Source organism: Limnospira sp. (assembly GCF_051859755.1).
GTDB classification, from domain to species: domain Bacteria; phylum Cyanobacteriota; class Cyanobacteriia; order Cyanobacteriales; family Microcoleaceae; genus Limnospira; species Limnospira fusiformis.
Genome location: NZ_JBIMLI010000026.1, coordinates 32,944 through 44,894, shown reverse-complemented (window position 1 = coordinate 44,894; position 11,951 = coordinate 32,944). Strand labels below are relative to the sequence as shown.

Annotated in this window: 7 protein-coding genes; all 7 read right to left on the bottom strand. The window is 43.5% G+C overall.

Annotated features, from left to right (window positions below; translation table 11 throughout):
• Nucleotides 1–229 precede the first annotated feature (229 nt).
• The 7 genes from ACTIE0_RS07015 to ACTIE0_RS06985 all read right to left on the bottom strand — a co-directional run bounded on the left by ACTIE0_RS07015 (nt 230) and on the right by ACTIE0_RS06985 (nt 11,922).
• A complete protein-coding gene (locus ACTIE0_RS07015; protein ID WP_006620442.1) occupies nt 230–583 on the bottom strand; it encodes a phenylpyruvate tautomerase MIF-related protein in 354 nt (117 codons plus the stop codon).
• Nucleotides 584–593: 10 nt separating this feature from the next.
• Nucleotides 594–1,073, bottom strand: coding sequence for a flavin reductase family protein (locus tag ACTIE0_RS07010; RefSeq protein ID WP_006620443.1), 480 nt, complete (start codon nt 1,071–1,073; stop codon nt 594–596).
• Nucleotides 1,074–1,233: 160 nt separating this feature from the next.
• Nucleotides 1,234–7,515 carry a glycosyltransferase gene (locus tag ACTIE0_RS07005; protein WP_006669647.1) on the bottom strand — a complete coding sequence of 2,094 codons (6,282 nt, stop codon included), beginning with the start codon at nt 7,513–7,515 and terminating at the stop codon, nt 1,234–1,236.
• 51 nt (nt 7,516–7,566) lie between these two features.
• Complete coding sequence (locus tag ACTIE0_RS07000) at nt 7,567–9,009, bottom strand: class I SAM-dependent methyltransferase (RefSeq protein WP_006669646.1); 1,443 nt, start codon at nt 9,007–9,009, stop codon at nt 7,567–7,569.
• Nucleotides 9,010–9,021: 12 nt separating this feature from the next.
• On the bottom strand, nt 9,022–10,440 hold the full coding sequence (locus ACTIE0_RS06995; RefSeq protein WP_006669645.1) for an ABC transporter ATP-binding protein: 1,419 nt from the start codon (nt 10,438–10,440) through the stop codon (nt 9,022–9,024).
• Nucleotides 10,441–10,517: 77 nt separating this feature from the next.
• Nucleotides 10,518–11,363 carry an ABC transporter permease gene (locus tag ACTIE0_RS06990; RefSeq protein WP_006620447.1) on the bottom strand — a complete coding sequence of 282 codons (846 nt, stop codon included), beginning with the start codon at nt 11,361–11,363 and terminating at the stop codon, nt 10,518–10,520.
• A gap of 202 nt (nt 11,364–11,565) precedes the next feature.
• Complete coding sequence (locus ACTIE0_RS06985; RefSeq protein WP_006669644.1) at nt 11,566–11,922, bottom strand: DUF4278 domain-containing protein; 357 nt, start codon at nt 11,920–11,922, stop codon at nt 11,566–11,568.
• Nucleotides 11,923–11,951 lie beyond the last annotated feature (29 nt).

The window sequence follows — 11,951 nt, the reverse complement described above, 5'->3', positions numbered from 1 at the left end:
AAAGCAGTCATCACATAGGATTCGGGTTTACTTAGATGTTTAGCCAGGGATGCTGACAAATCCTTGAGTAAACTTTCAACTTGGGATTTTTCCGGTTGAGAAATCGATGTTTTGACTTTAATCAGTGGCATAATTAAAACTGATTCCCCCTCCCGGTGGGAGAGGGTTGCCAATTGCCGTTAATTTCACAGCAGGTCTGATGTCAACTGTTAAGGATCTGTTAAGTCACCTAGTCGAATGTGCCACCATTCCAGCCCCACATAGTCCGGGGTGCATCAGCAAACTCAATATATATGCGATCGCTGGGGACACCTAAAGCCTGATTAATTTTTTGGCAGAAATCCTGACTCATAGCTTTAGTAGTGGTTGGGGTGATGTTACCAATACTTTTGATTTCCATATAGCAAACCGGGTCTGTGGTACCGCCAAAGGTCATAGGAACATCAGGTTCAAAAGCAGTCATCACATAGGATTCGGGTTTACTTAGATGTTTAGCCAGGGATGCTGACAAATCCTTGAGTAAACTTTCGACTTGGGATTTTTCCGGTTGAGAAACCGATGTTTTGACTTTAATCAGTGGCATAAATCCTGTTTTAACCTCCGTAATTCCATCCTGTACTCGCTAAGGAGAGAATTTCCCCCTCTCGGTGAACTCCAGCCGCGATTACTTCCCCGACGAAAACGGAGTGGTCACCTTTTTCGACGCTACCAACTACATTACACTCGATGTAGCCTAGAGAATCTGAGAGAATGGGGCAGCCTGTTTCTCCTAGGTAAAATTCCAGGTCCTCGAATTTGCTACCGACTAAACGCTGCGGCTTAAAGAATTTTTGGGCAATGTCTTTTTGTCCCAATTCTAAAAAGGTAAGGGCGAACACACCGCTGGCTTTAATCATGGCGTGGGACCGGGAGTCATTGCGAACGCAGTTTACCACTAGGGGTGGTTTAAAGGATGACTGCATCACCCAACTGGCGGTAAAACCATTGATTTCGTCTCCTTCTTTGACTCCACAAATATATAGGGCGTGGGGCATTTTTCGGAGAATGGTTGTTTTTGCTTGTTCGTCTAGCATGGGTTTTTCAGTCTAGGTCTTGTAGTTTTTAGTTTACCGTTATTTTGGTTATGAGAAACGGAATGAGGGCGAAAAATTTAGCGGGGATGTTGAACAAGGAGCAGATATCTGGTTTTGGGGTTTCCGGGAGAGGGAAGTTCCCACACGGAGTCGGATGATTTTAGAACTGTTTGGGGCGTAAAACACATAAACAGAAATCTGACGCTAAACCTCCGGGTATTTCCATCAGGATTTCTTCAAATTCTAATAATAGCCTAACTAATGCTTCTGATTTGGGGTCGCCGGGTAACAGTTGCGTATGTTCTAACAGGGGATACAGAGGATGCAGAATAGCACCGCCAAAGGGATTGTATACCTCGATATTAAAGTAGTATTCGATGAATGGTAAAATTAGCTTAGAACGCACGGCTTCGGATGGGTCGGTGGCGAAGACTTGATGAATGGTGGGATTGATAAAGTTTTCTTGAATTCCAGAACGCAAGATTTCCCCAAAGCATTTATACAGGCGGTTAATTATTTTCACCTGATGGGGGCTATAAATGCAGTAATTATCCCCTACATATTCATTGATGATAAAGTAGCCATCGGGGTGAAGGCAGCCGTGAACTATGCCTAAAAATCTCTCGATTTCTTTGACGTGATGTAAGGATCCCGAACAGAAGGCAATATCGTATTTTTTGCCTTTATCAAGAGTAAAGGTATTGAAATCGTCCTGATAAAAGTTGATATTAACTCCCACATTAGCCGCAGTTTGGCGGGCAATATTTAGGGATGCTTCGGAGAAATCAAAGGCATCAATATGGTTGGCAAACCGTTGTTGTGCCATGACGATTTCATGGTTGCCGATACCACAACCGAGGGAGATTAATTGGTCGAAATTTCGCTGGCAAAAATAGTCTTCAATTAGCCATCGTAGCCAATATTTTTCACTCTGACCACCAGACATTCGCTTATAAATGGTATCAGCTACAATGGGGTTAGATACCCACTGACTGGCTATGGCTGCAGTGGGGTTGGTTTCCCAGTAGTTTTTATCCTGGGGTGCTTCTATGGTAAGGGTTTCTGGTAGCACTGGAGTTTCTGGGGCTGTTTCTGTTGCTACAAGTTCTAATTCTGCGGCTTCTAATTCGGGCGCTTCCTGGGATAACTGATGAGGATTCATTAAATAGGCTTCTTGGAAAATCTCACCATAGGCTGCTGTCATCTCCTCAAAGCGATTGAGGGAGTCTAGGACATATTTGGCATTTTGGGCGAATTGCTGCCTTTTAGGCTCATTTTCGAGCAGTTCGGTGAGACATTTGGCTAACTCATCGGGTTGATTGGGTGTATAAAATAGGGCATTAATTTCACGGCGCACTTGTTCAGGAATGCCAAATACAGGGGTGGTGATAATTGGTAAATCAAAACCCATGGCTTCTAAAATTACGCGGGGATAACTTTCGATGCGGGAGGTGCAAATGAAGATATCCGCCGCGCGATAATAAAGGGCTGTTTCGGGGGTTTCTGGGACTACGGAAACGCGACTGCGTAAGGACTCTGGTAGTTGATTAACTAGGTTGGCTAATTGACTACTGTAAAGGCTGGGTCGATCGCCTACAATTAAACAACGGATGCGAGAATGCCATTGGGGGGGTAGTAAGGGAAGGGCTTTCACTAAGTCCTGTTGACCTTTGCGATCGCAAACTGTTCCTAATAGTAAAATCGCGATTTCTCCGGGGTCTATATCCAGGGTTTCGCGGGCGGATTTACGATTCCATTTTTCGGCTTGGGTTAAGAGGCGATCGACATCCAAACCATTATGAATCGTGATAAAATTATGGTGGCTATTCAATGGCAAATATTGGTTACGGGTAGCATCAGCCACAAAAATCACCCGATAGGGGAAGCGGAAACATTCCAAAGCCTGGGCGGCAATTTCACCCCCAAAGCGATTAAAATAGGTCTGCCATGGTTCACTCTCATGGACATTCCACACACAGGGGACCCCCACATTTTCGGCGGCGGCTACCATAAAGAAATTCTCTAAGGTATTAGCATAAACCAGGTCATAGCTATCAAGGCTTAACTCTTCAGCTAAAGCCGAAATAGCCTGATGATAACCCTGTCTATCGTAAACACCAGTTAAGGGATGTTCTCGGACTATCACTTTAATTCCCTGCTGTTCATATACTTGTCGCAGGGGTCCATCTGTGACACTAAAGATGACAGGTTCTATATCCCCATCTCCCGCTAATTTTAGGGCGATTTCCAACTGATGTAAAGGGGCTCCTGTGTATTCCAAAGCATTACTACACATCAAAACTTTGGGCTGAATTTTTACAGTTAAGTTATGCCCAAAATAGCGTCTGGGTTGTATCTGGAACCACTCATTAGCTAGGGATAAATGGGGGCTATAAAAGGGGTCAATTTTATCAGCATAGCGACGGCGGAAGGTAGCCACTTCTTTGGGGTTATCCCCAAAACCGCGACTGGTTCCTTCTCGGTGAATTAATTCAGCATCAGGACAATAAACACAACGATATCCCGCCTCAGATAGTCGATAGCCATAGTCTGCGTCGTTATAGGCTACAGCAAAATCCGTTTGATTAAAACCCCCCATTTCTAAAAATAGTGCTTTAGGAGTTAGTAAACAAGCGGCGGTGACGGCTGAGTAATTTTTAACTACTTTAGAATAGGCTAAATAACCAAAATCATCTCGATGAGTCAGTTTAAAAGCATGACCGGCTAACCCATGATGTAACCCATGAATAATTCCGGCGTGTTGAATAGTATCATTGGGGAAAATCAACCGCGCACCCACAGCACCCACGCCCTCAAATTGACCATAACCAATCATTTGAGATAACCAGTCTGGGTTAAGTATTTCTGTGTCATTATTGAGGAATAGCAAATAATCAGCTTCTACCTGTTCGGCGGCGCGATTATTAATGTAGGCAAAACTAAACCCAGTTGCCGGATTAGGAATTTTCAGAACCCTACATTTGGTGGACTCTGACAAACTGGCTAAATATGCCAAAGTTTGGGGGTCATCACTTTGGTTGTCAATGACTACAATTTGATAGTTTTGATATGTGGTTTTTCCCAGGGAATTAATACAGGCTTGCAGTAGCTTTAATTGATTTTTGGTGGGAACTATAATAGCTACGGAAGGTCCGGTATGGGGGAAAGTATGGCTAAATATACCTAGATTTAATTTAACCGCCCATTGGGGTTGATGAACAGTAGCGGCGCTTTGACGGCGGGTGATAGCATCAGTTATGGCATTCTGACCCGCCTGGAAACTAGCAGGTTTGGCGGCACCGGAAACAGCGGTAGAACCGGGCGCAGTACGCCAATGATATAATACTAAGGGAATGTGACCAATTTGGCGAGCTTTTTCGGTGGCTCTGAGGGCAAAATCATAGTCTTGGGAACCTTCATAGCCAATGCGAAACCCTCCTAATTCTCGGAAGAGGGAATGACGCACTACTAGGGCGTGACCCATGTACATATAAGATAGTAGTAATTCGGGCGACCAGTCGGGTTTAAATTGGGGCGCAAACCGTTTACCTTGGGTATCTATTTTGTCATCATCACTATAAAGAATATCAGTTTCTGGGTGTTGGACTAGATAAAGGGCAATTTCGGCTAAAGCGTCGGGAGTGAGTTCGTCATCATTATCGAGAAATAGGATAAAGTCTCCGGTAGCGAGTGAGGCGGCGCTATTGGTGGCGGCGCTAATATTGCCATTTTCTGACCGGAAATGTAGCCTGATACGGGGTTCGGTTTCGGCTAGTTGATTGAGGGTTTTAGCAACTTCGGGGTCGCTGCTACAATCATCAGCTATACACAGTTCCCAATGGCTGTATATTTGACTACAAACACTGGCGATCGCTTGTTGTAAAAACTCTATAGGAGGGTTATAAACTGGCATCACCACCGAAATTTTGGGCAGGGCTGTCGCCGGAACCGCCGCCAAACGGTTACGCAAAATATCAGCCGCTTTTTCTGTCCAGGTGTTAGCTTTTAACCAAGCATCATAAGGGTCAATAGTCGCCGGAACTTCAAAACCTGTTGGTAACAAAACTTCCCCAGGAATTTGACTGGTTTGGTCGTACATTTCCGACATTCGCCGTATAATAGTCGGAATTTCCCAAGGCATGGGAATTAAACGACCAAGGCGCTGTTTACGTTCCGCCGCGCGTTGTCGAATAGCCGCGCTAAGTTTAATTAACTGTTTAGTCTTACCAGAAACTTTATTGATAGGGCTAATTCGCTTAACAGTGAGGGGCTGTTTTTTGTCTACGGCTACTGTTTCCCCATTTTCTAGTTGCGCCTCAAGGGAAATATTCCAAGTTCCCGGAGGTAAATTAATTAAGACTTCCCAACCACTATTGGAACTACCTACCCAGTCGGAGAAAATTTCCCCCACGTCACCCCGGGGAAGTCCATAAGCACATTCTACAGTTTCCTGTCCATAACGCAGGAATAGTTTAGTAATTTGGTATTGAGGGTGACAACACCAACCCGCAAATAGAGTTTCTCCTACGGGGACGATATTTGTATTAGGTACATCAAATGCAGCTTGTAGGGGTGAAACTCGCAGGGGATATTCTCCAAACTGATGCCATTTTCCCCTAGTGTCTTTAACTTCTAATTGCACTCTATGATTACCTGGAATTAGAGGAATTTGCACCCGAAACCCACAGTGAGAACTACCGGGGATGTAATCATATATATTCCCCACGTCCAGACGTTCTATATTATAGGTTCCCTCGAATATTTGCTCATTAATACGGGCGCGAACTTCCTCTAAATTAAGTTTCCCGGTATGTAAACACCAGCCCTGAATTTGCATATAAGTATCGAGACATCCCAGCAATTCCCAATTAGTCGGGTTATCAATAGAAGACACAAACCGAGGTTTGAGGGTGCGTCTGGCTTGCCTTTTCGCCGTAGCATATTTAGTGCGAATTTTCCACAATTTAGAGGATTTAATAGCGGCTAATTCCCCTTCCGCCAAGTTCCGCGCCATTTGGGTCTGTCCGAGTTCCTCTTCTAGTTCTCGGAGTTTAGCAAAGGCTTGTTTAAATTGGACTTGGCTAGTTTGTAGTCTAAATTGAGTCTGTCCTAATTCGGTTTCTAAACTGCTAATTTTCAAATGGGCGTTATGTAGTTTAAAGTCGGTAATTCCCAGTTCGGTTTCGGTATTAATTAATTTACTCAAGACATCTTGATATTTGATATCAAAATCCTGATATTTTTCTGGGATATTTTGCAGTTCACCCTGGGTTCTTCCGAGTTCTTTTTCTGTGGCTACCAGTTTAGTTGTGGCTTCTTGCAAACCCACTTCTAGGTTGTGCGCGTGGGCTGTCATTCCCCGCAATTCTAGGGTCGTGGCTTCCAGTTCCCCCTGGGTTTTTCCTAATTGTTCTTCGGTAGTGACTAATTTGGCGATCGCATCTTGTTGTTTAATCTCTAAACCATTCAGTTTTAGTTGAGTTCTACCTAGTTCAGTTTCCTTACTAACCAACCTATCTACAGCATCATGGAAATGGTCTTGCCACAATTTAACATCAGCTTCTAAAATACCGCATTCTTTTTCCAGTTTGCGAATAGTTGACCAATCTTTAAACGCCCAACTAGGACTAGGCTGTTGTTGCACAGCTTCTCGTTCAAAATGATTTAAACCACTGCCTAAGTTTTTCGCTGCTTCTTCTAGTTCTTGATATAGGGTCAGTGCTTCCGGAAAATAAGCTCCAATTAGTCCCGGCTTTTTACTTTTAATAATATCATTACTTAACAGCTTGTCGTCAAAATTATCTTTGCTATCATCAATTCTTAGCTCTAAATCAAACTTTTGATTAAGTGCTTTGACCACATCTTTAGAATAGTTGCCTACTTTATAAACATTTGCCAGCAAGCATCTTTGAGGATGATTTTGATAAAAATTCAGGATTTGTCGATTATAAAAAATCCACATTTTAACCGCCATTTCTGGGGAGGTAATCAAGGCTTCATCTGTAGACCTACGATAAAGAGAGTCTACCACTTCCCAGGGAGTTCTATAAACAAAAATAAACTTGGCTTCTGGTATCAGTTCCGCCCAAAAATCCAACAGCAGAGTCGTCCTAGGATCTTTCCATCCCCAGGGAGATAATGGGTCCTGATTTTGGGCGATTAGTTGTTGTGCCTGTTGTCTTTGAGTCGGTGTTACTGATATCTTATCTTCCGCGACGCAGCCCAATTCATCAATACCATGATCACGCAAAATCTCTTTATGAAATTCCACAAAATCAACATTTTCAAAATGTCCCTTGATATTTCCATAATTGGAACCCACCAAATTTTGACCAATATTGACACCATACTTCTGGAGTAAAGAAGCCGTTAAAGAAGTTCCAGAACGGTGCATTCCTGTGATAATTAAAGTTGGTGATTGACCCTCTGATGCTGTATCCATAGATTTTACTTCACTAATTCAGTATGTATAATTTTTTGACATCCATGCAGCCTATTCATTTACAGGCAAGCCGAGAACACGCTTTAGTTTAAACCATTTTGTCCGCAGTTTCCAAAACTTGCTACTCTCCATTGCCTGAATACGATTTTCCAGGGTATCAAGCTGATGACCCATTATCTGCATTTGGGATTTTAGATGTTCCCATTCGCTTTTCTGGGATTCATATTGGTCTATTTGGGATTGATATTGGGCTATTTGCTGGTTATATTGGTCTACGGTGGCTGTCAACTGTGCCTGAGTTTGGCTAAGTTGCTGGCGTGCCGCAGATAGTTTAATTTCCCAATTTCTGCGACTGGAGATGGCCACTAAGCGATCGCCTTCTATAATCGCCTGTAAGCCCTTACTAGAGACAATTTTGATGATTAATATATCCTGGGGGGAAATCTGGTCACTAGAGAGGACACAGGACCAACCTGAGAGTAAAAAATCTGGCTGTTGGTAGTGGGCAACAATATCGGGGCGTTCCTCAGAACAGGGATAGACACCAATAAGGCGAGAGTCTGACCATAATTGAACTTCTACAGTTACCCCAGGGTTCAAATCAATGGCCCATCCACTCAGGCGGACTTCTCCGTTAGGTTGAATATAGCAATAGTCAATTTTGCCTTCTGGATGATGATAGAATGTCAGGGGATGAGGGGATGCTACAGAGCGAGAGCGATCGCTTACCGCATAAAGGTCTTGATAGCGGTTTAAGCCTTTAGGAATGCGGGTAATTTCAGCATTACCATCACTAATGCTATCAAGTATTCGCCGCACATATTCTTCTGTCACCCAAGTAGTGCCATACTCTTGTTTATCGAGAGATTGACTTTCACTGTCTGGACTAAATAGTAACCCCGTTTCTGGCCTAGGAATATGGGGGGGCAATAATTCCATATCCAAGACACTAAATAATAGTAAACCCCGTTTTGATTTTAAATCATAAAGTTTTTGCATCCAGCGTTCAAAAGTAGTGGCTGGCATATGGCTAAAAAAGGAAGTCGCCATAATCAAATCAAAGTCGCGATCAACTTGGTAATCTTCAGGGACCGACGCAGACACAATTCCCTGTACTCCCAAGTATTCGCTTTGAAATTGAACCGCCTTTTTATAGATATCAGAAACCCAGATTCTTTCCGGTGGGATTTCTTCGATTAAAAAGCGAGTGAACCTACCATATCCACAGGCAAAATCTAAGAAGGACTCCACCGCATCAAAACCGCCAAAATGCCAATCTACAAACTGTTTTACAGTGTCCAAAATCGCGCGACCCATAGTATAGTAAGAGGTTAAAGCACGATGGGAGTTTTTATCATCGAGTTGATTAAATACATAGGAGTACATTTCATCGATCGCCATAATTTCCCGTCGAAAAGTTTGAGGCGATCGGGCTAAGGTCTGAATCAAAGCATCCACCAGGGGATTATCATTAACAAAAATATTAGTTTTCATAGCAGATGTTATTTATCCCACGGATACACCATCTAAATTTTCCCAATGAACCTTACCAGAGGTAATAGTTAGTTGTGGTTCAACCAACAGGTCAACAACACCCGTACCACAGGACTCTTCGCAGGGCTGAACCCTAAACATAGCCACATCAACGCACCTATCTAAATAAGTAAATTCTCCCTCGACGATACCGGATACACCAGCATTCAAGAAATACACATCAGGAGCCAGGAGGCACTTAAACTGAAATTCTAACATGATTTTAGTTCCGGCATCAACATATTTAATTAACTGAGACGTTGCCAAAAAAGAAGCCCCCGCCAATTCATAGCCACTAACAGTTTTAACCAACATCCCAAAGCGGACATGGGAGGCGGACTTCATAAACTCAACTTCGTAGTTATAAGTATAGGTTTGACGGGCGACCAAATGATTAACTCGCTTACCTTTTAAAGTTCTAATATGGGGGTCTTGGATAGTTGCACCCCGGCTAGGATAACGAATCAATTGGTCAGGGACCAAATTCGGGTCGTAATAGTCTCGATAATCAGGATTATGTTTAATCATTCCCTGACTCTGACCCTGACTATGATTACCATTTTGTTGAGAGATACTAACTACTTTATGGACTTGATGTTGAGGAGGCAATGAGGCTTTAATCTGCTTAATTTCGGCGCGCACTTGGGCGGCTGCATCAGCATCAGCATAGATCATTTTTTGATATTTAGAAACAATCATCTTCGGGGTATGTTCTAATAACATTTCCCCCTTATCCATAAGTACCGCCGAATCGCATAACTGGATAATAGAGGGGGCAGAATGGGATACAAAGAGAATAGTACCGCCCCGGTCTTGGATTTCGTGAATGCGGCTAAAACACTTACGTTGAAAAGCCTCATCTCCCACAGATAGGGCTTCATCAACAATCAAGATATCAGGGTCAACGCTAGTAGCCACAGCAAAACCTAGGCGAATATACATCCCACTAGAATAGGTTTTGACAGGCTGATCGATAAAATCCCCGATATCAGCGAATGCGGCAATATCATCAAACTTGGTCGCAATTTCTTCGGGTTTTAATCCCAACAACTGACCATTAAAGAACACATTTTGTCGTCCAGTAAATTCAGGATTAAATCCACTACCTAACTCTAGCAAAGCGGACACACGGCCATTAACTTTAACTTCGCCATGAGTAGGGGTTAAGGTTCCGGCAATAATTTGTAGGAGGGTGCTTTTACCTGATCCATTTCGTCCGACAATTCCCAGAGTTTGACCCCGAAAAACTTGTAGGTTGATATCTTGTAGCGCCCAAAAATTTTCAGCCAGACTGGTTTTTGGCCAAAATATTTCTTTGAGACGGTCTACGGGATGTTTATATCGCTTAAAACATTTGGAAACTTGATTGACGGAAATTGCAATATCAGTCATGGATTCTGATTGAGGATTAGGCTATCAATGGTAAGGTGGCGAACAGCGATAATTGTCAATTGTCTATATGTTGTGGTCTAAAGTACATCAGCAAAGGCAGGACGTAAGCGCCGATAGACTCCTAAGCCTATAGAGAAAATCACAATGGATACGGCTGTAGCCACGGCTAATTCTCCCCCATGTTGGATAGTTCCAACTAGGACTAGATCTCGATAACTTTCAGCGATCGCCGTAACCGGGTTCAGCCAAAACACCCAAACTCGCCACCCTTCAGGAATTTTGCTGGCTGGGTAGACAATTGGTGTGACATAAAACCACAAATTGAGAATTACCCCCAAAGTTTGGGGGATGTCTCGCAGAAAGACTGTCAGCGCCGCCGTCAAATATCCTAAGCCAGCAGTTAACAACAGTTGTGGAACCCAAATCATCGGTAGTAGCCAGAGGGTTTGGTGAAGACCTTGATAGGAGAAGCCCACAAAGATAATCAACACCGCTAAACCAAAGGTACTCTCAATAAAAGCCGACAAAATTGGCACCATTGGTAACAGCCCCAGGGGAAAGACTACTTTTTTGACCAGATTAGTTTGTCCAATCACAGAAGTAGCCGCCTGGGTCAAGCCATTGATAAATGCAAACCAAGGAATTAGACCAGCAAACAGCCAAAGTCCAAAAGTCAGTTTACTGTCTTCTGGCATTCCTGTAATGCTTAGTTTAACCTGCAAAACAATAGAGAAAACATAGGTATAGATCAGCAGTTGCGCCAACTGATTGAGTAAAGGCCAGAGGTTTCCCAGAATAGACCCTTTGTATCGCGCCTCTAGGTCCCGTTGTACAAGGGTAGCGAGTAAGTTGAGTTTTGTGCGCCATTGACTATAGACAACTGGAGATCTCCCCCCCCAAACTCTGTGTACAACACCTTTCATTGACCTAAGCAATTTTTTGTCCCTCGTCCACTACACACACCACAGCCAAATATCTTATTAGAGACAATGGTTTGAGGACAAGTGTGCCACATTCGGTGTCTTGATTGCTAGTCCCAGGGCGTTAATAGGGTAGTCGATCGCCAAAAAAAACACCCCAACAGGGGTGCATTAAGGTATTTATTGACAGCTAATCAGATGTTATCTACCAAGCTGGGTTATAGATTTCGGCACTGTTGGCATCTAACCCAACCTGATCAGCCAGACGATTAAACATTGATTTTTCCCGTTTCCAGGCTGACCGTTGCTGCTTGAGGATTAATTCCCGAGAGCGATCGGCCACCGACAGGGGAGTTTGAGAAGGTGTAGCCACTGCTTCGGGGTTATTGCAATATTTCACCCCACGATAAGTCAGGTTATGGCTAGGTTGCAGAACAGGTGCTTTTTTCAAGTTACGGAAGCGCCAGTCTTGACCACGATACTTGCCACCTACTTGACCAACGGTGGTTTCAACGGATTCGGTATTTTGGCTGTAGCTAACGCCGCGATATGTAAGTCCCATGATTTTCGCCTCTCTTGTTCAAATTGGTT